The following is a 19,513-nucleotide window of genomic DNA, read 5'->3' on the forward strand; positions in this document are numbered from 1 at the left end:
GTCTGCGCGCGGTGCGGGCGGCCGGGGCCGCCGGGAATCAGCCGAGGCTGGCGATGGCCTCGTTGAAGGTGGCGGACGGGCGCATGACGGCCGCGGCCTTCGCCGGGTCGGGCTGGTAGTAGCCGCCGATCTCGGCCGGGGCGCCCTGGACGGCGATCAGCTCCTCGACGATCTTCTGTTCGTTGGCCGTGAGCGTCTCGGCGAGCGGCGCGAAGGCCTTGGCCAGCTCGGCGTCGTCGGTCTGCTTGGCCAGCTCCTGCGCCCAGTAGAGGGCGAGGTAGAAGTGGCTGCCGCGGTTGTCGATGCCGCCGAGGCGACGGGTGGGCGACTTGTCCTCGTTGAGGAAGGTCGCGGTGCCGCGGTCGAGGGTGTCGGCCAGGACCTGGGCGCGGGCGTTGCCCGTGGTGGTCGCCAGGTGCTCGAAGGAGGCGGCCAGGGCGAAGAACTCGCCGAGGCTGTCCCAGCGCAGGTAGTTCTCCTTGACGAGCTGCTGGACGTGCTTCGGGGCGGAGCCGCCGGCGCCGGTCTCGAACAGGCCGCCGCCCGCCATCAGCGGGACGACGGAGAGCATCTTGGCGCTGGTGCCCAGCTCCAGGATCGGGAAGAGGTCGGTCAGGTAGTCGCGGAGCACGTTGCCGGTGACCGAGATGGTGTTCTCGCCGCGGCGGATGCGCTCCAGGGAGAACTTGGTGGCCTCGACCGGGGACAGGATCTTGATGTCCAGGCCCTCGGTGTCGTGCTGCGGCAGGTACTGCTCGACCTTGGCGATCAGCTGCGCGTCGTGGGCGCGCTCGGCGTCCAGCCAGAAGACGGCCGGGTCGCCGGTGGCGCGGGCGCGGTTGACGGCCAGCTTGACCCAGTCCTGGATCGGGAGGTCCTTGGTCTGGCAGGCGCGGAAGATGTCGCCCTCGGCGACCTCCTGCTCCAGGACGACGTTGCCGGCCTGGTCGACGAGGCGGACGGTGCCGGCCGCGGCGATCTCGAAGGTCTTGTCGTGGGAGCCGTACTCCTCGGCCTTCTGCGCCATCAGACCGACGTTCGGGACGGAGCCCATGGTCGACGGGTCGAAGGCGCCGTGGGCCTTGCAGTCCTCGATGACGGCCTGGTAGACGCCCGAGTAGGAGCTGTCCGGGAGGACGGCGAGGGTGTCGGCCTCCTGGCCGTCCGGGCCCCACATGTGGCCGGAGGTGCGGATCATGGCCGGCATCGAGGCGTCGACGATGACGTCGGACGGCACGTGCAGGTTGGTGATGCCCTTGTCGGAGTCGACCATGGCGAGGGCCGGGCCGGAGGCCAGCTCGTCGTCGAAGGACGCCTTGATCTCGTCGCCCTCGGGCAGCTGGGACAGGCCCGCGAGGATGGTGCCGAGGCCGTCGTTCGGGGAGAGGCCGGCGGCGGCGAGGGCGGCGCCGTGGGTCTCGAAGGTCTTCGGGAAGAAGGCGCGGACCACGTGGCCGAAGACGATCGGGTCGGAGACCTTCATCATCGTGGCCTTGAGGTGCACGGAGAACAGGACGCCCTCGGCCTTGGCGCGGGCGACCTGCTCGCTCAGGAAGGTGCGCAGGGCGGCGACGCGCATCACGGAGGCGTCGACGACCTCGCCGGCGAGGACCGGCACGGACTCGCGCAGCACGGTGGTGGTGCCGTCGGCGGCGACGTGCTCGATGCGCAGCGAGCCGGCCTCGGCGATGGTGGCGGACTTCTCCGTGGAGCGGAAGTCGTTCTCGCCCATGGTCGCGACCCGGGTCTTCGACTCGGAGGACCAGGCGCCCATGCGGTGCGGGTGGGTCTTGGCGTAGTTCTTGACCGAGGCGGGGGCGCGGCGGTCGGAGTTGCCCTCGCGCAGGACCGGGTTGACGGCGCTGCCCTTGACCTTGTCGTAGCGGGCGCGGATCTCGCGCTCCTCGTCGGTCTTCGGGTCGTCCGGGTAGTCCGGGAGCGCGTAGCCCTGCGCCTGGAGCTCGGCGACGGCGGCCTTGAGCTGCGGGATGGACGCCGAGATGTTCGGCAGCTTGATGATGTTGGCGGCGGGCGTCTTGGCCAGCTCGCCCAGCTCGGCCAGGGCGTCGGGGACGCGCTGGCCCTCCTCCAGGTACTCCGGGAAGTGGGCGATGATGCGCCCGGCCAGGGAGATGTCCCGGGTCTCGACGCCGACGCCGGCCGTGGCGGCGTACGCCTGGACCACGGGGAGGAACGAGTACGTCGCCAGGGCGGGCGCCTCGTCGGTGTGGGTGTAGATGATGGTCGAGTCAGTCACCAGGTGCTCCGCTCCACGTCTGCGTATGCGAGATTGCTCGACATCAAGATATCTCGTGATCGCGCCGGGAGGGAAAGGGCCCCGCCCCACACGCCGGGAGGCGTGTCCCGGGGCATCCGGGGCAGACGCACCCGGTGAAGAGGAGGCGACCGAGATGGGCAGCGACATCTGGGGCTACTCCGAGACGTCCGGACACGCTCCCGGCACCGAGCTGATCGGCTACCGGGTCGAGGCGAGCGACGGACCCATCGGAAAGATCGACCGGCACTCCGAGGACGTGGGCCGGTCGTACGTGGTCGTGGACACCGGCCCGTGGATCTTCGGCCACCGCGTGCTGCTGCCGGCGGGTCTGGTGTCCCGGATCGACCGGGAGCACGAGACCGTCCACATCGAGGCGACGAAGGCCGAGATCAAGGACTCCCCGCCGTTCGAGAGCGGACAGCACGACGACGATCTGCCGTCCCTGCAGCTGATCGAGCGGTACTACGCGAACCGGCACATGTGAGGAGGCTCGACATCGTGACGATCCCCGTTCCGCCGGACCCGGACACCGTTCCGGTCCCCCCGCCGCCGGCCCCGCCGACGCGGCCCGACCCGCCCACGCGGCCGGACCCGAACGACCCCGAGGGCCCGCGTCCGGCGCCGCCGCCGCGCCCCGGACCGACGCCCGGCCAGGCCGGGCAGCCCGAGCAGCCCGGAGAGCCGGTGCCGCGCGAGCCGCAGCCGGACGAGGAGCCGCCCGTGCACCCGGAGCCGGGCACCGAGCCCGTACCGGAGCCGCCGGACTGATCGGGTCGCGGCACTGATCGTGTCGCGGCCATGGCCTTGCGGGCCCCGCCTTGGCAGGGTGGCTTCGGCGCGCCCGGACCGGCCGGGCCGGAGGGCGGGGAGGGGCGGCGGATGGCCGCGCAGTTCGGGGACTACCAGTACGAGATCTACCTCGACGGCCTGGCCGGGGTGCTGCCCGACCTGCCGATGACCTTCGCCGGGCTGGAGGCCGGGGCCGAGGCGGCACTGCCGCCGTCCGTCTGGTCGTACGTGGCGGGCGGCGCGGGCGAGGAGCGCACCCAGCGGGCCAACGCGAGCGCTTTCGGGCGCTGGGGGCTGGTGCCGCGGATGATGGTGGGCGCCGCGCGGCGGGACATGAGCGTGGAGCTGTTCGGGCTGACGCTTCCGTCGCCGGTGTTCATGGCGCCGGTGGGGGTCCTGGGGCTGTGCACGCAGGACGGTCACGGCGATCTGGCGGCCGCGCGGGCCGCGGCGCGGACCGGGGTGCCGATGGTCGCCTCGACGCTGAGCGCGGACCCGATGGAGGCGGTGGCGGCCGAGTTCGGCGAGACGCCCGGCTTCTTCCAGCTGTACACGCCCGCCGACCGGGACCTGGCGGCGAGCCTGGTGCGGCGGGCGGAGGAGGCGGGATTCAAGGGGATCGTGGTCACCCTGGACACCTGGATACCCGGCTGGCGGCCGCGCGACCTGGCGAGCGGCAACTTCCCGCAGCTGCGCGGGCACTGTCTGACCAACTACACGACGGATCCCGTCTTCCGGGCCCGACTGAAGGAGGCCCCGGAGAGCAATCCGCAGGCCACCGTCATGGAGTGGGTGTCCGTCTTCGGAAACCCGCTGACCTGGGACGATCTGCCCTGGCTGCGCTCGCTGACCGAGCTGCCGCTGATCCTCAAGGGCATCTGCCACCCCGAGGACGCCCGCCGGGCCCGGGACGGCGGGGCCGACGGCCTGTACTGCTCCACCCACGGCGGCCGGCAGGCCGACGGCGGCCTCGCCGCGCTCGACATGCTGCCGGGCGTGGTGGAGGCCGCCGATGGGCTGCCGGTGCTGTTCGACTCCGGAGTGCGCTCGGGCTCGGACGTGGTCAAGGCGCTGGCGCTGGGCGCCACGGCGGTCGGCCTCGGCCGCCCGTACGTGTACGGGGCGGCGCTCGGCGGGACCGACGGCATCGTGCACGTGCTGCGGTCGGTGCTCGCCGAGGCCGACCTGATCATGGCCGTGGACGGCTATCCCGCCCTGGCCGATCTGCGGGCCGAGGGGGCGCTGCGCCGCACCTGAGCGGGCCGGACGCGGGGGCGCCCGGGACGCCTCTGCGGGCTGCGGCGGACGCCCCCGGATCCGTCAGATGTCGACGACGCGGTAGGCGATCGTGTAGACGCCGCCGGAGCCCTCCAACGAGCGCCACTGGGTCTCGGCGCCGGCCTCGCTGCCCGTGATGAGCGTGGCGCCGAGCTTGTCGTCGCCGCTGGAGGAGTCGTCGTCCCAGAGGGTCAGGGTGCGGGCCTGCTCCTTGCCCAGGACGAGGGCGGCGTTGCCGTTCGCGTCGGTCAGGTAGCGGACGTAGCCGGCGCCCATGGTCTGGTAGCTGATGCCGTTGCCCGGCCACACCTTGACGTGGTTGCCGTTGGCGTCGGTGAGCTTGATGTACGCCTCGTCGTGGTTGCCCTCGCTGTTCTGGTGGCAGTGGAGCTCCAGGAGCTCGATGCGGACGTAGTCGATCGGCTCGGCGTGCGCGGTGCCCGCGAAGGCTCCGAGGGCGCCGAGGCCCAGCAGTCCGGCGGCGGCCAGTCGAGCGGCACGGCTCTTGCGCATGTGGTCCCCCCACACATCGGGTCACGTTCGTGACGGTGTCTCCCGGCCCGCTTCCCCGGCGGGCCGGTGTGCCGTTCCCCCCGGCACGTCCCTCACTGTGCCCGGCCGGCCCGCCCCGGTTCTACGCGCGTTCCACTGGACGGAACAGCCAGACCGGAGCCGGGGCCGGAACCCCCGCGGCGAGCTGCCGGGTGACGGCGGCGCCGGCGGCGGCCACGGCCTGGGCCAGCGGTTCGAGGCGGCGGCCCGCCTGGACCAGGGCGGCGAGCGCGGCCACCACGCGGCCGTCGGGGGCCCGTACCGGCAGGGCCGCGCAGCACACCCCGGCCATCAGGTCCTCCCGGTCGAACACCGCCCCGGGCCGCCGGGGGCCGCGCAGCGCCCGGCCGGCGGCCGTGTCGAGCCCGAACGCGACCCCGTCCCGTACCGGGACCAGCGCCTCCAGCTCACCGGGCGCCGAGCTCACCGTCAGCGCCAGGTCCTCGCGCAGCACGGCGAGCACGACCGTGGCGCCGGTCGCCGCGCGCAGCCGCTGCACCGGGCCGCGGGCGGCGACGCGCAGCCCCGGGTGCGGTTCCCACGCCTGGCCGAGCCGGTACAGCTGTGGGCCGACCCGGTAGCGCCGGTCGCGCCGCTCCACGGCTCCGACGGCCACGAGCTGGTCGAGCAGCCGGTGCGCGGTGCCCTTGGGCACCCCGCAGGCCAGCGCCAGTTCCGTCACTCCCGCCTCGTCCCCGCGCCGGCGCAGCGCTTCGAGCAGCGCGAACGCCCCTTCGAGCACTCCGCGCCCCCGGTCGCGCGCGGTCTCGCCGTCGGGTCTGGTGGCGGTGCGTGCCGCGTCCTCGATGTGCGTGTCCATGCGTCCCCCCGGACTCCCGCCCGGCCGAGTCCCCCGTTGGCACGACTGCGGGCGCACGGACACTTTGCGGCAGACCGGGCGTATCGCCAAGGCTTTGCGCCGCGTTGCGCCCGTGCGCTGCCTCACACCGACGCCCCGACTGCGCGCACGGGCAGAGGAGATGAGGGAGCGTCACCGCCCCCTGCCGAGGGCCGGCCTCCGCCCCGACGGCCACGGAGGCGGAGGCGGGAGCGGGCGCACTGTGAGGTTGCAGACAGCTTCCGGGACCCCCTTGATCGATCAAATAGGGGTGGGGTTAGCATATGAGCGCCGCCTAGCTCGAAAGATAATCCTGTGACTGTCAAAGACGACTCGTTCACCAACTGGAAGCACCGCGAGGAGATCGCGGAGTCGATGATCCCGATCATCGGGAAGCTGCACCGCGAGCGGGACGTGACCGTCCTGCTGCACAGCCGCTCCTTGGTGAACAAGTCGGTGGTCAGCATCCTCAAGACCCACCGCTTCGCCCGGCAGATCGCCGGCGAGGAGCTCTCGGTCACCGAGACGCTGCCGTTCCTGCAGACGCTGACCACCCTCGACCTCGGCCCCTCCCAGATCGACATCGGCATGCTCGCCGCCGAGTACAAGGCCGACTCGCGCGGCCTGACGATCGAGGAGTTCACCGCGGAGGCCGTCGCCGGCGCCACGGGCGAGAACAAGATCGAGCGCCGTGACGGCCGCGACGTCGTCCTCTACGGCTTCGGCCGCATCGGCCGCCTCGTCGCCCGCCTCCTCATCGAGAAGGCCGGTTCGGGCAACGGGCTGCGCCTGCGCGCCATCGTCGTCCGCGGTGGCGGCGACCAGGACCTCGTCAAGCGCGCCTCGCTGCTGCGCCGCGACTCGATCCACGGCCAGTTCCAGGGCACCATCACGGTCGACGAGGCGAACGGCACCATCGTCGCCAACGGCAACGAGATCAAGGTGATCTACGCCAACGACCCGTCCGAGGTCGACTACACGGCGTACGGCATCAAGGACGCCATCCTCATCGACAACACGGGCAAGTGGCGGGACCGCGAGGGCCTCTCCAAGCACCTGCGCCCGGGCATCGACAAGGTCGTCCTGACCGCCCCGGGCAAGGGCGACGTCCCGAACATCGTGCACGGCGTCAACCACGACACGATCAAGCCGGACGAGCAGATCCTGTCCTGCGCCTCCTGCACCACCAACGCCATCGTCCCGCCGCTGAAGGCCATGGACGACGAGTACGGCGTGCTGCGCGGTCACGTGGAGACCGTCCACTCGTTCACGAACGACCAGAACCTGCTGGACAACTACCACAAGGCCGACCGCCGCGGCCGCTCCGCGCCGCTCAACATGGTGATCACCGAGACCGGTGCCGCCTCGGCCGTCGCGAAGGCCCTGCCGGACCTGAAGGCGCCGATCACCGGCAGCTCGATCCGCGTCCCCGTCCCGGACGTCTCGATCGCCATCCTCAGCCTGCGCCTGGGCCGCGAGACCACCCGCGACGAGGTGCTCGAGTACCTCCGCGACGTCTCGCTGCACTCGCCGCTGAAGCGCCAGATCGACTTCACCACCGCCCCCGACGCCGTCTCGATGGACTTCGTGGGCTCCCGCCACGCGTCGATCGTCGACGCCGGCGCGACCAAGGTCGACGGCGACAACGCGATCCTGTACCTCTGGTACGACAACGAGTTCGGCTACTCCTGCCAGGTCATCCGCGTCGTCCAGCACGTCTCGGGCGTCGAGTACCCGACCTACCCGGCCCCCCAGGCCTGACCCGACGGGCGGACCACGCGTCCGCCCGCCCACGTCACCCGTCCCGCCCGGACCGGCGCCCGCCGGCCCGGGCGGGCGTGTGTCGGGAGGCGGACGCGCATCCGGGACGGGCCGGCCTCCCCCGCCCGCGGTGCTTGCACACGCAGATCGCCGTATTGCCCCGCACCCGTCGTACGGCGTGATGAATCCGCAGTTCAACCGGCGCTGCACCGGCGCGGGCGCGGCGCAGCGGCGGCCCGCTTCGCCGCGTCACGAGCAATTCTCGGCCGCGCGGCGAGAAGTGACGCATTTTGAACGGTGTACTTCTTTCTGCTTCTACTATTCAGCCGTGTACGACCGAAGTCACACCATGAAGATCTTTTTCACGGGAGCGCCGACCGCCCCCGCACCCCGGCCGGCCGGGGTGCCGACGGGCCGGACACCGCAGGGCCGGCACCGCCCCGGCACCCCTCGGCAAACACCCGGAAAACATCGGACAGACGGCCGCGAACTTCACGCGGAATCGTTTCTGCAAACGAATCCGACGCGCCCGGACGCGCCACCGAGCACTTCCCCACCATTGCCCGCCCTTGACCCGGACTTTCCCATTCCGGAGGCCACTCCCGCATTCCCCTCACCCATTCTCGGAACCCCCCTCCGGCACTCGGCACAATTCCCGGCGCCCCGCCTTGTCGGCCGATAATTCGCTGCCGAAAAGCCCGCAACGCCCCGGCGGGAGGACTCGCCCCTCGAACGGCCCCGGCGACCCGCCCGCCGGCCCCGTGCCGACCCGGCGGGGACGCGTCCGCCTGCGACGAACTGCTCGACACCGCAAGCACGTTGGGCGGCCTCGTACGCACATGCGGTCGTCCGCCCGTGCCCTACCGGGCGAATATGCCCACCGCATACCCAACTCCCCCGCGCTCACGGGGGTTTACGATCAATCGCCCAGATTCGCCCTCCTACATTGACAGTTCACTCCCACCTGGGGGTTAATTACCTGACAAGGAGGCAGATCACCTAGCGGGGAGGCGGATTAAGGGCCACGCGAGCCGACAACGGCACACCAGGCGAACTCTTTCACCCTGGGGGGAAGAATGAACCAGCTCCGCAATTTCTCCGTCCCCGACTTTCATCTGCCTTTCGGGAACGCAAAGCATCCGCAGGCGGCCCGGGCCAACGAGGAGGCGACCGCCTGGGTGGTCGGCCACGGCCTCGTGACCGACGCCCTGGAGCAGTTCTCCGGCATCGGCTGCGGCCACCTCGCGGGCCGCGTCAGCGGGGACGTGCCGTACGAGCGCGTGCTGTTGCTGGCCGAGTGGATGGCCTGGTCGTTCGTCCTGGACGACCAGCACGACCACCTCATACGCAACGGTGAGCTCGCGGCCTGGCGCCCCGTCGTCGGGGCCATCACCGCGTACCTGGACACCGGGCGCGCCGACGAGCGGGCGGAGGGACGCAATTCGCTGGTGAACGGCTTCGTCGACGTGTGCGAGCGCATCGTCGCCGGCATGTCCGACGCCTGCGCCGCCCGCTACCGCGCCCACGTCCGGCTCGTGCTCCGCTCCCTCGACCAGGAGGCGGCCAACCGCCGCGCCGACGCGCGCCCCACGGTCGAGGACTACATCCTGACCCGCCGCAACAGTTCCCAGCTCCTGCCGATGATGGACATGGTCGAGGCCGGCCTCGGCATCGACCTCCCGTCCCGGATCACCGCCCTCCCCGAGTTCCAGGAGGTCGTGGCCAGCACGCTGGACGTCATCTCCTGGGGCAACGACGTGTTCTCGCTGCCGAAGGAGTACGCCTGCGGGGACACCAACAACCTCGTCTCCCGCATCGCCGCCCGCGACGGCAGCTCGCTCGGCGAGGCGGTGCGCGAGGTCGAGACCCTCATCCAGGTACGGATCGAGGAGTACCTCAAGGCCAAGCAGCAGCTCCTCGACACCCTGGAGGCCGACCCGGCCACCGGCCCCGCCCTGCGCGACGAGGTCGCCCGCTGCGTGCACACCTACGAGGACTGGATGATCGGCACGGAGCTGTGGCAGCGTTACGAGTGCACGCGCTACAGCGACGAACGCTTCGCGGCCGGACTGGAGGGTGCGTACACCCGTCCGGACCTGGTCTCGGTGGCATGACGGGGGGCCGGTCCGTGACACAGGTGGAAGCACAGTCCTCGACCGCGGTCCCCGCGGCCCCCGCGCCCGGACGCCTGCCCCTCCTCGGGCACGTCCTGCAGCTCTGGAAGCAGCCGATCGGCTTCCTGGAGTCCCTGCGCGAACACGGCGACATCGTGCGGCTGGACATCGGGACGTGGCCGGTGCATGTGGCGACGACTCCGGAGCACGTGAACGCCGTGCTCGTCCAGCAGGCCCAACAGTTCGGCCGCGGCAGGGTGTTCGAACGCCTCCGGCCCATGTTCGGCAACGGCCTCGTCACCACGGACGGGGAGTTCCACCGCAAGCAGCGGCGGATGATGCAGCCCGCGTTCCATCGCGACCACATCGCCGAGTACACCGAGGCGATGTGCCGCAACGCCGAGGAGATGGCGGCGTCGTGGACGGACGGCGAGGAGATCTCCGTCCTCAACGAGACCCGTCGTTACGCCATGGCGGCGGTCGCGGACATGATCTTCTCCGGCGACCTCAGCAAGCCGGCCGTCGACGAGGTGCACCGCTCCCTGCCCATCGTGCTGGAAGGCATGCTCCTGCGGGCCGTCATGCCCAAGGCGCTGGACCGGCTCCCGGTCCCGGCCAACCGGCGCTTCGACGCGGCCGCCGCCCGGCTCCGTCAGATCATCGACGAGGTGATCGACCGGTACGCGCCGGAGAAGACCGACGGCCGCGACGCCCTGTCCCTGCTGCTCACCACGGCCGACCCGGAGACGGGCGCCACGATGAGCCCCGAGCAGGTGCGGGACGAGGTCATCTCCATCATGTTCGCGGGCACGGAGACCCCCGCCACGACGCTGGCGTGGATCTTCCACGAGCTCGGCCGGCATCCGGAGGCCGAAGCCCGCGTCCAGGCCGAGGTCGACCGGGTGGTGGGGCAGCGCCCCGTGCGCCCCGAGGACCTCAGGGAACTCACGTTCACCCGCCACGTGTTCCAGGAGGCGCTGCGACTGCACTCGCCTCTGCTGTTCACCCGGCGCGCCCTCGCGCCGCTGGTCCTCGGCGGGGTGCGGATCCCCGAGGGCGCGGAGGTGGGCTACAGCCCGTACGCGCTGCACCGGGACCCCGCGCTCTTCAGCGACCCGACGGTCTTCGACCCCGACCGGTGGGACCGTGACGGCGGCGAGGCCCCGCGCGCCCACCGCTACATCCCCTTCGGGGCGGGTCAGCACAAGTGCATCGGCGACTCGTTCGCCGTCGCCGAGATCCTGGCGTTCGTCGCGAGCGTCGCGTCCCGCTGGCGGCTGACGCCGGCGCCCGGCGTCGAGGTGCGCGAGGTGCCGGCGGGCATCCCGCAGCCGAGCACCCTGCCCATGATCCCGGTGGCACGCCGCTGAACGCGCCGGGCCGTGGCACCGCACGAAGCGGAATACCCCGGCCCGGCGCAAAAGCGCAGACGGTACACCATGTCTCCCCCGTACAGGGCAGGTTGAAGGAATACGGAGCGAAATCGCTCCGACACGCCCTGGAGGTCATACACTCGGCCCCACACGCAGGAGGGGCGGGAATGTCATCAGTCACTGATCTCAGGAGCGACACCTCGAACCCACTGCTCGAACGGGAGTCCGAGCTGCTGGACATCCAGCGCGCGGTGGACGAGTTGTGCGGTGGATCCGACCACGGCCCGGCGACTCGTCGGGGCGGCGTGCTGACCTTCGTCGGCCCGGCGGGCATGGGCAAGACGAAACTGCTGACGGAGGCGCGCCGGTACGCGGCCGAGCGCCGTTGCACCGTGCTGTTCGCGCGCGGCGGCGAGCAGGAACGGCAGGTCCCGTTCCATGTCATGCGCCAGCTGCTGCAGCCCACCCTCGCGGCCATGTCCGAACAGGAACGCCGCGACGCGTTCGGGAACTGGTACCGCATCGTCGCGCCCGCCCTGGGCCTCACCGCCGCCCGGCAGGGAGCGATCGCGCCCGACCCTCAGGGCGTCCGCGACGGACTCGACTGGGTCGTCACGCAGTTGTCGGTCCGCCGCGCACCGGTCGTCCTGGTTCTCGACGACGCGCACTGGGCGGACGCGGAGTCCCTGGCCTGGCTCACCACCTTCGCCTCGCGCGCCGAAGAGCTGGGCATGGTCATCATGGTGGCCTGTCGTCCCGACGAGATCCCCTCCGACGCCGCCGGCCTGCGGGCGCTGATGTCCCGCCGCGGCGCGCGTCCGCACGAGCTGGCCCCGCTCACCACCGGTGGCGTGACGCGCATCATCCGGGAGTTCCTCGGCGAGAGCGCCGACGACGTCTTCTGCCGCGAGTGCTGGGCGATCAGCGGCGGCAATCCCTTCGAGGTCGTCGAACTGGTCATGAAGGGCCGCGAGCGCGGACTGCGGCCGCACCAGGACAACATCGCGCAACTGCGCGATCTCGCGTCCGCGGTCAAGGGCAGCGGCATCGTCGAGCGGCTGGAGCAACTCGGCCCGTCGACCGTGCGGTTCGCCTGGGCGGCCGCCGTCCTCGGCACCGCGGTGCCGACCAGCATCGTCGGCGGGGTCGCGGCCCTCGGCGAGGCGCAGGTCAAGGAATCCATCGAGCTGCTCCGCAAGGCGCGCATCCTGACCGTGCTGACGAACGTACGCCGTCAGGAGGTCGTGGAGTTCTTCCACCCGCTCATCGCCACGGCGGTGTACCGGTCGATGCCGCCCGGCGTCCGCGTCGCCATGCACGGCGTGGCGGCACAGGCCCTCATCAACGACGGGCACGGCGCGTCCGCCGCGGCCCGGCATTTACTGGAGATGCACCCCGAGGGCGATCCGTGGGTCGTGCAGCAGTTGCGGCAGGCCGCGCGCGACAACTTCTCGGCGGGCGCCCCGGACGCCGCGCGGCGCTACCTGACCCGAGCGCTGCGCGAGCCCCCGAACGCCGAGGACCGCGCGGAGGTGCTGTTCGAGCTGGGCTCGGCGAACCTGCTGCACGATCCGGTGGCGACGATCAACCAGCTGCAGGCCGCGCTCGAAGAGCCGTACATCGAGCAGAGCCTCCGTGAGGCCATCACGTACCGACTGGCTCAGGCCATGGCCCACTCCGGCCGGCTCGAAGCGGCCACCGAGCTGCTCGCCGAAGAGGCCCGTCGGGCCGGCAGCGGCCGCACCAAACTGCGCATGCAGGCCGAGCAGTTCAAGTGGAGCTCGGTGCGGGTCGACGAGGAGAACTCGCCCGCCCGGTCGCGGCTCCTCGCCCAGTTCGCCAAGCGGCTCACCGGCCGCGGACTGCCCGAGCGGCACATCCTCGGTCTGCGCGCCTGGGACGCGGCGATGCGCGGAGAGCCGGCCACCGTCGCGCTCGACTACGCCGATCAGGCTCTCGACGGCGGCATGAGCTGGACCGACCAGGACTTCGGCTTCGAGGTCCCGGCCGCCGTCGCCATCACCCTCATGTACTGCGACCAGCCGGGACGGGCCGAGGAGCTCTTCAACAAGGGCATCGTCGAGTTCGAGCTGAAGGGCTGGCGCGGCGCACACCTGTCCTTCCTGTACACCCTGCTGGCCTACGTGCGCTACCGGCGCGGCCGCCTCGGCGAGGCGGAGGACTTCGTCCGCAACGGGCTGGACATCGCGGAGCGCGTCGGCCAGGACATCCCCGCACAGTGGTACGCGGTCGGCACCCTGATCGAGACGCTCCTCGCCCGCGGCAACGTCGCGGAGGCGGAGGAGGTCGCGAACCGGCACGGTCTGAGCCGCTACTCCTCGCGCTCCATCGTCTATCCCGACCCGCAGGCCGTCTACGGCAAGCTCCTGCTCGCCCAGGGGCGCATCGACGAAGCGCGGCAGCAGCTCGCCGACGCGGGGCGGCGGTTCGATCTGCGCGGGATCCGCAACCCCTCGTGGAGCCCCTGGCAGCTCGATCTCGCGATGGCGGAGGCCGTGGACGACCCGAAGCGGGCCGCGGCCACGGCGGCGGAGGCGGTGTCCCGGGCGCGGGCGTTCGGCGTGCCGAGCGTGATCGGTCACGCCCTGCGCGTGGAGGCGGCGACGGCGGACCCGACCCGTTCGATCATGCTGCTGCAGGAGGCCGTCTCCCACCTGGAGCAGTCGCCCGCCGCGTACGAGCTGGCCCTGGCCCTCGTGGACCACGGCACCGCCTTGTACGCGGTCGGCGACCAGCCCCAGGCGGCGCAGCAGCTCTACCGGGGCATGGAGGTCGCCACGGTCTGCGGCGCCGACGCGCTCGCCGCGCGGACCCGCACCCAGCTGGCCGCCGCGGGCCTGCGCCCGCGCCGGCTCCACGACTCGGGCCGGGGCACCCTCACGGTCGCCGAGCACGAGGCGGCCCGGCTCGCCGCGAAGGGCCTGTCCAGCGCGGCGATCGGCAAGGAGATGCAGCGCGACCCCCAGGCGGTCGCGGAGCTGCTCTCCTCCGTCTTCACCAAGCTCGGGACGGACCGCAACGGGCTGCCCCGGGCGCTGGGCCAGGACTGAGACGCAGACGCCCCGGGCGAGCGGCGACGGGTGGGCCCCCTCCGGCGAGGGGGCCCACCCGTTTCCCGGGGTCGAGGGCGGCAGGCTTCCCGGGATCGAGGGCGGCGGGCTTCCCGGGATTGAGGGCGGCAGGCGTGGGCAGACGCCGACGGCGAGGAAAGGAGTCGCCATGCGCCTCATCGGACTTCTGCTGCTCGCGGCGGCCGCCGCCTTCACGGGGCTGGTCATCGCCGAGAACGTCTCGGGCGGCCCGGACTACAGGGTCACGATGTTCGACAACACCCTGGGCACGATCAACACCCTGGGGGCCTTCCTCGCCGGCCTGGGCCTGATGCTCGTCTTCTGCCTCGCGCTGGCGATGATCCTCGGGGGCGGCCGGGCCCGCCGCCGGCGCCGCCACGAGGAGACGCGCCACGACACGGTGACGGCCCCGCACATGCCGACCCACGACACCCCGCGCTGAGGGAGCGCACATGGCGGACACGCGGGGCACCACGACCCTGCGGGCGGGTGGGCGGTCCGTCGAGATCAAACGGGCCGACAAGGTGCTGTTCCCCGACGACGGGATCACCAAGGCCGACCTCGCCGCGTACTACCGCTCGGTCGCCCGCCGCATGCTGCCGCATCTGAGGGGGCGGCCGTTGATGCTGGAACGGCACCCCGAGGGCATCGACGGCGGCCGCTTCATGCAGAAGGACACCCCCGCGCACTTCCCCGACTGGGTGCGCCGCGTCGAACTCCCCAAGGAGGACGGGACGGTGGACTACGCCGTCTGCGACGACGTGCCCACCCTGCTCTACCTCGCCGACCAGGCCTGCGTCACGCCCCACCGGTGGCTGTCGCGGGCCGACCGGCCCGATCACCCCGACCGGCTGGTCTTCGACCTCGACCCGCCCGGCGGGGACTTCGAACGGGCCAGGGAGGCGGCCCGGAACGTCCGCGAACTGCTGGACGAACTGGAGCTGCCGTCCGCCCTGATGACCACCGGTTCACGCGGCCTCCATGTCGTCGTCGCGCTGGACCGCCGGGCCGGTTTCGACGAGGTCCGGGCCTTCGCTCGCGACGCCGCCGACGTCCTCGCCGGCCGGTACCCGGACCGGCTCACCACCGCGGCGCGCAAGCAGGCCCGCAAGGGCCGCCTGTACCTCGACGTCCAGCGCAACGGCTACGGCCAGACGGCGGTCGCGCCGTACGCCGTACGCGCCCGGCCGGGCGCGCCCGTGGCCGTCCCGCTGAGCTGGACCGAACTCGACGATCCGGAACTCACCGCGCAGCGGTGGACGCTCGCCACGATCGAGGAGCGGCTCGCCGAGGACGACCCCTGGGAGCAGGTGTCGTGGCGCGGCCGTTCGGTGGCGGCGGCCGGACGGCGGCTGGCGGGACTCTGACCGTTCCTCGGCCGATCGCTTCCTCTGCCGATCGCTTGCCGATCGCTCCGACCGCCCCTCTGCCGATCTCGGAGCTCAGCTCATCCCAGGACTCGGTCGCTCGTCGCCGGGCCGGGTGCCGGGAGGGGGCCGGGCAGAGGGCCCGGCTGCGGGTGGGGATCCGGACGCGGGCCTGGTGAGGGCTGGGGGTCGGGCTCCGGTCGCGGCGGGGCCGGAGGCACCGGGTCCGGCCCGGGAGCCGGGACGGGCCCGGGCACGGGTCCGGGCTGCGGTCCCGGACCGGGTCCGGGTGCCGGGGTGGGGCTGGGGGGTACGGGGTCGGGGGGTGGGGTGCCCAGGGTCAGGGGCGGGGTCTCCGGCGCCGGCATCTGGGTCGGCGTCGTGGCGGTGGGGGTCTCCGTCGTCGGCGCCGGGGCCGGCGTCTGCGGCATCTGCGTCTGGGGCTTTGACTTCTTCTGCGTCAAGGTCGGGGCCTCCGTCCGCGGGCTCGTCGCGGTGTGCGTCTCGCTCACTGGTCCTCGGTCCTCGCTTCCGTGCGCGTTGCCGTTTGCCGTCCTCCCGTCGCCTCCCCGCTCGTCCCGTCCCTACGCTTCACGAGGCGGGCGCGTCAGTTCGGGGGAGGCGGCTCGATCCGGAAGCTGTGCGTCTCCTGGGCGAGTTCGCGGCCGTCGCCGTCGAGGAAGCGGCCGGTGGCCTCGTACGTGCCCCAGCTCGCGGGCCCCACCGGCAGCCGCTCCGCCGGCAGGCGGACCTCGTACGGTCCGCCGGCGCGGAAGCCGCCGAGCATGTGGGTGAGCGCGGTGAGCCGGCGCCCCTCCCGCGACCGGGTCTCCTCGAACTTCAGCCCGTCGATCTCCGTGTCCGTCCGGAAGGACAGGACCACGGCGACGACCGCGCCGGCCGGCAGGGCGACGGGCTCGCGCTTGTCCCCGCGCAGGGGGACGTCGAGCCTCCCGAAGTCCTCGGACACGAGGGTGACGTCCATCAGGTCGAAATCCGACATCTCCGCCACGTCCTCCGTCACTCGTCGCCCTTCGCCGAGGCGATGTCCGCCAGTGCGGACGCCGGCTCGCGCTCGATGGCGACGTCGCCCAGGGTCACGATGCCCCTCAGCCGGCCGTTCTCGGCGACGGGAAGACGTCGCAGGGCGCGCTCGCGCATCACGTCGGTCGCGTGGGCCAGGGTGTCGTCGGGCGCCACCGTGACCACGTCCGGGCTGCACACCGAGTGGACGGTGGTACGGGCGGGGTCCCGGCCCTCGGCGAGAGCGCGGACGACGATGTCGCGGTCGGTCACGATGCCGCGCAGGCGGCCGTCGTCGACGACCAGGACGTCTCCGATGTCGGCGTCGCGCATCACGCGCGCGGCCTCGGTCAGCGACGTCAGGGAACGCACCGTCACCGGGTGCTCGGTCATGATCTCCTCGACACGGCGCAGCATCGCTCCGCCTCCCGCCTTGCGCGTGGGTCCTGCGACGCGGGTACCCCGCCGGGTCAGGAGTACTCGGCCCGCGCCGCGCCGCTGACGCGGACGCGGACGCCCTCGGGGCCGGGTTCGGCGCTGGTGGTGAGGGTGGCGGGGACGCCGAGCGCGTCGCCCACGGCGACGGTCAGCGCGGTGTGGCCCCGGCCGGCCAGGAGGGCGGCGAGGCAGGCGGTGCTGTTGGCGTTGGCGATGTCCTCGGGGACGCCGATGGACGGGGCGAACATGCGGTCCCTGAGGCAGGCGCGGACGAGCGTCACGGGGCGTCCTCCAGTGAGTGCAGGGCGCCGAGGAGCTGCCGCAGGGCGGGGTTCGGCGGGCCCGGGGGCACGGCGAGCGAGGTGGTCACGGCCGGCGCGACGAGCGGGCGTACGACGACACGGGGCAGGGCGGGGAGGCCGCGTACCTCGTAGAAGACGGTCCACGAGGGTTCCGGGTCGCCGCCGATCGCGGTGAGTGTGCCCCGGAGGTCGGTGAACGGCGGCCCGAGGAGCGGTACGAGCCCGGCGGAGCGGTAGGCCCCGGTGACCAGGTCGTGGAACGGCGGGTTGGCCGCGCGGGGCGCCAGCCGCAGCGGCAGCCCCGCCAGTCGGTCCAGGCCGAGGACCGGCTCGTCGGCGTACGGATGGGCGGCGGGCAGAGCCGCGTAGAGCGGATCGCTCCAGAGCGGCAGCATTTCGAGGCCGGGGGCGGCGGGTGGCCCGGACGGTTCCGCCGGTGCCGACGCCCGGACGAACGCCGCGTCCAGCTCACCGCTGCGCACCGCGGCGAGGCGCTCGGCGGGAGGCAGGCGTACCGGTGTCACCCGCAGGCGCGGCGCGGTGGCGGCGAGCGCGGCGAGGATCCGGTCGAGCCGGTCGCCCGGGCCGTGGAGCGTACCGAGCCGCAGGACGCCCTCCTCGCCCGCCGCCAGGTCGGCGGCGAGGCGCGCGGTGCGGTCGGCGGCGGCCAGCACGGCGCGCGCCTCCGGCAGCAGCCGCTCGCCCGCGGCGGACAGCCGCACCCGCCGGGTGGTGCGGTCGAACAGGGTCACGCCCAGTTCGCGTTCCAGGCGGGCGAGTTGGCGGCTCACTGCGGACTGGACGATGTTCAGGCGCTGCGCGGCCCGCCCGAACCCGCCCTCCTCGGCCACGGCGACGAAGTACCGCAGCTGCCGCAGTTCCACGCCCCACGCCCCCTCTCCGCGCCGCCCCATTCATGCCGAACCGAGATCACCGAGTTGCTCAACCGCCGCTGGTTCCGGGCTTGTTCCCGGGGTCGAATGGCAGGCATGAACGAGACACCGACACTGACACCGACGCCTGCCCCCACACCCGCCACCCCCCTCATCGTGCGCCCCGAGGACGTGGAGCACGTGCCGCTCCCCCACGGCGGCGCGTTCCACCTGCTGGCGGACGCGAGCGACACGGGCGGGGCTCTGGGCGCGAACCGCCTGGTGCTCGGGGAGGGCGCGACGGGGGCCCGGCCGCACTTCCACGCGCGGTCGACCGAGCTGTTCCTCGTGCTCGACGGCGTCATGCGGTTCACGGTGGCCGGCCGGACGGAGACGGTCGAGGCGGGCGGGCTGGTCTGCGTACCGCCGGGCGTGCCGCACGCGTTCGGGGCCGCGCCGGGGTCGACGGCCGAGCTGATCTCCGTACTGACGCCGGGAGTCGACCGCTTCGGCTACTTCCGGGCGCTCGGCCGGATCCAGCACGGCCTGGAGCCGTTCGACACGCTTCTGCCCGAACAGGACCGCTACGACGTCCACTTCGTGTCCGAGGATGTCAGTGGCGGCGACTAGCGTGGCCTCATGAGTTCATCCCTGAGTGCGTACCTGCTCGACCTCAAGGCCACCCGCGCCCTCGTCGGTTCCGGCGACGAGGAGCTGCTGAAGGCCGTGCGTGACAATTTCGGGGCCGAGATGGCCGCCGACGATTCATGGTTCTCGTCCGAGATAGCGGAGGGCGCGCCGACGGCGTACGAGGCGCTGCGGACGGTCGTGCAGGGCGGTCCCTACCCGGAGCGCGGGCCGTACGTGTTCCAGTACGGGTACGCGTACAAGCGGCTGTGCTCGCTGACCGGGCTGTTCCTCGACAATTCCAGCTTCTGCCCGTTCCGGGGCGACTGGCTGGAGACGGTCGACGAGGGGCTGCGGGCGCTGCGGATCACCGCCGTCTCGGTGGCCGAGCTCGGCTACTACGACGGCTTCCCGAAGGGCCTTCCGACGTACGACCTGCCGCGCTGCGGGGAGTGGACGCACGAGCAGTGCCTGGAGGCGCTGGAGCAGTTCGAGCGCACGAAGCAGGACGGCCATGCGCCGCCGCTGGACCGGGAGGTGCTCGATGCCGTGATGGACGTCATCGGCTGGCTGCGACGGGCGGAGGCGCGGCCGGGCTTCGGCGTGGTCGGCTTCGTGTCCTGAGGGCTGGAGGGGGCGGGGGCGCTGGAGGGGCCGGGGGCGGTGGAGGGCCGGGGCGCTGGAGGGCCGGGGCGCTGGAGGGGTCGACGGGCCGGGGCACTGGAGAGGCCGGAGGCGCTGGAGGGGGGAAGGAACCGAAGGACCCGGCGGGGCCAAAAGCGACTCCAGGTCACCCACCCGCGCCCCGG

Annotated in this window: 18 protein-coding genes; 11 read left to right on the forward strand and 7 right to left on the reverse strand. The window is 72.6% G+C overall.

Going from position 1 to position 19,513, the window contains the following annotated elements; translation table 11 throughout:
• Positions 1–37: 37 nt before the first annotated feature.
• A complete protein-coding gene (locus tag ACNJ93_RS01940; RefSeq protein ID WP_418955545.1) occupies positions 38–2,257 on the reverse strand; it encodes an NADP-dependent isocitrate dehydrogenase in 2,220 nt (739 codons plus the stop codon).
• Between the two features lie 154 nt (positions 2,258–2,411).
• Here ACNJ93_RS01940 and ACNJ93_RS01945 point away from each other — a divergent pair, with 154 nt between their 5' ends.
• The 3 genes from ACNJ93_RS01945 (at position 2,412) to ACNJ93_RS01955 (ending at position 4,324) form a co-directional block, all read left to right on the forward strand.
• The gene (locus ACNJ93_RS01945) at positions 2,412–2,762 is read left to right on the forward strand and encodes a PRC-barrel domain containing protein (protein WP_418955546.1); all 351 of its coding nucleotides are present in this window, start codon (positions 2,412–2,414) and stop codon (positions 2,760–2,762) included.
• Positions 2,763–2,776: 14 nt separating this feature from the next.
• Entirely contained in the window at positions 2,777–3,046 is a 270-nt protein-coding gene (locus ACNJ93_RS01950) for a hypothetical protein (protein ID WP_418955547.1), read from the forward strand.
• A gap of 111 nt (positions 3,047–3,157) precedes the next feature.
• Positions 3,158–4,324, forward strand: a complete 1,167-nt coding sequence (locus tag ACNJ93_RS01955; protein ID WP_418955548.1) for an alpha-hydroxy-acid oxidizing protein — start codon at positions 3,158–3,160, stop codon at positions 4,322–4,324.
• 63 nt (positions 4,325–4,387) lie between these two features.
• On the opposite strand, the gene ACNJ93_RS01960 is transcribed toward ACNJ93_RS01955, so the two are convergent.
• Positions 4,388–4,858 carry a hypothetical protein gene (locus tag ACNJ93_RS01960; protein ID WP_418955549.1) on the reverse strand — a complete coding sequence of 157 codons (471 nt, stop codon included), beginning with the start codon at positions 4,856–4,858 and terminating at the stop codon, positions 4,388–4,390.
• A gap of 121 nt (positions 4,859–4,979) precedes the next feature.
• Positions 4,980–5,717: a helix-turn-helix domain-containing protein gene (locus ACNJ93_RS01965; RefSeq protein WP_418955550.1), complete on the reverse strand. Its 738-nt coding sequence runs from the start codon at positions 5,715–5,717 to the stop codon at positions 4,980–4,982.
• A 333-nt stretch (positions 5,718–6,050) separates the two neighbouring features.
• Here ACNJ93_RS01965 and ACNJ93_RS01970 point away from each other — a divergent pair, with 333 nt between their 5' ends.
• From ACNJ93_RS01970 to ligD, 6 genes are all read left to right on the forward strand, one after another.
• Positions 6,051–7,496 carry a glyceraldehyde-3-phosphate dehydrogenase gene (locus ACNJ93_RS01970; RefSeq protein WP_418955551.1) on the forward strand — a complete coding sequence of 482 codons (1,446 nt, stop codon included), beginning with the start codon at positions 6,051–6,053 and terminating at the stop codon, positions 7,494–7,496.
• A 1,076-nt stretch (positions 7,497–8,572) separates the two neighbouring features.
• Positions 8,573–9,610, forward strand: coding sequence for a terpene synthase family protein (locus ACNJ93_RS01975; RefSeq protein WP_418955552.1), 1,038 nt, complete (start codon positions 8,573–8,575; stop codon positions 9,608–9,610).
• Positions 9,611–9,624: 14 nt separating this feature from the next.
• Positions 9,625–10,980 carry a cytochrome P450 gene (locus ACNJ93_RS01980; protein WP_418955553.1) on the forward strand — a complete coding sequence of 452 codons (1,356 nt, stop codon included), beginning with the start codon at positions 9,625–9,627 and terminating at the stop codon, positions 10,978–10,980.
• Between the two features lie 170 nt (positions 10,981–11,150).
• Positions 11,151–14,054, forward strand: coding sequence for an ATP-binding protein (locus ACNJ93_RS01985; protein ID WP_418955554.1), 2,904 nt, complete (start codon positions 11,151–11,153; stop codon positions 14,052–14,054).
• A 169-nt stretch (positions 14,055–14,223) separates the two neighbouring features.
• Positions 14,224–14,517: a hypothetical protein gene (locus tag ACNJ93_RS01990; RefSeq protein ID WP_418955555.1), complete on the forward strand. Its 294-nt coding sequence runs from the start codon at positions 14,224–14,226 to the stop codon at positions 14,515–14,517.
• A gap of 10 nt (positions 14,518–14,527) precedes the next feature.
• A complete protein-coding gene (gene ligD / locus ACNJ93_RS01995; RefSeq protein ID WP_418955556.1) occupies positions 14,528–15,442 on the forward strand; it encodes a non-homologous end-joining DNA ligase in 915 nt (304 codons plus the stop codon).
• A 607-nt stretch (positions 15,443–16,049) separates the two neighbouring features.
• Here ligD and ACNJ93_RS02000 read toward each other — a convergent pair.
• Genes ACNJ93_RS02000 through ACNJ93_RS02015 form a run of 4 tightly spaced genes read right to left on the reverse strand, consistent with a single transcriptional unit; the run spans position 16,050 to position 18,089 of the window.
• A complete protein-coding gene (locus tag ACNJ93_RS02000) occupies positions 16,050–16,445 on the reverse strand; it encodes a hypothetical protein (protein WP_418955557.1) in 396 nt (131 codons plus the stop codon).
• Between the two features lie 17 nt (positions 16,446–16,462).
• Positions 16,463–16,882 carry a CBS domain-containing protein gene (locus ACNJ93_RS02005; RefSeq protein WP_418955558.1) on the reverse strand — a complete coding sequence of 140 codons (420 nt, stop codon included), beginning with the start codon at positions 16,880–16,882 and terminating at the stop codon, positions 16,463–16,465.
• Between the two features lie 53 nt (positions 16,883–16,935).
• Positions 16,936–17,184: a PhzF family phenazine biosynthesis protein gene (locus tag ACNJ93_RS02010; RefSeq protein WP_418955559.1), complete on the reverse strand. Its 249-nt coding sequence runs from the start codon at positions 17,182–17,184 to the stop codon at positions 16,936–16,938.
• Positions 17,181–18,089 (reverse strand): LysR family transcriptional regulator, encoded by a 909-nt coding sequence (locus ACNJ93_RS02015; protein ID WP_418955560.1) that lies wholly within the window; start codon positions 18,087–18,089, stop codon positions 17,181–17,183. The genes ACNJ93_RS02010 and ACNJ93_RS02015 overlap by 4 nt, the downstream gene beginning before the upstream one ends.
• A 105-nt stretch (positions 18,090–18,194) precedes the next feature.
• Between ACNJ93_RS02015 and ACNJ93_RS02020 the strand changes: the two genes are divergently transcribed.
• Together ACNJ93_RS02020 and ACNJ93_RS02025 are read left to right on the forward strand one after the other, a co-directional pair.
• Positions 18,195–18,707: a cupin domain-containing protein gene (locus tag ACNJ93_RS02020; RefSeq protein ID WP_418955561.1), complete on the forward strand. Its 513-nt coding sequence runs from the start codon at positions 18,195–18,197 to the stop codon at positions 18,705–18,707.
• A 9-nt stretch (positions 18,708–18,716) separates the two neighbouring features.
• Positions 18,717–19,328, forward strand: a complete 612-nt coding sequence (locus tag ACNJ93_RS02025) for a DUF7691 family protein (RefSeq protein WP_418955562.1) — start codon at positions 18,717–18,719, stop codon at positions 19,326–19,328.
• The last annotated feature ends 185 nt before the right edge of the window (positions 19,329–19,513 follow it).

The sequence above is a fragment of the Streptomyces tritici genome (assembly GCF_048500665.1).
In the GTDB taxonomy this organism is placed as follows: Bacteria; Actinomycetota; Actinomycetes; order Streptomycetales; family Streptomycetaceae; genus Streptomyces; species Streptomyces tritici.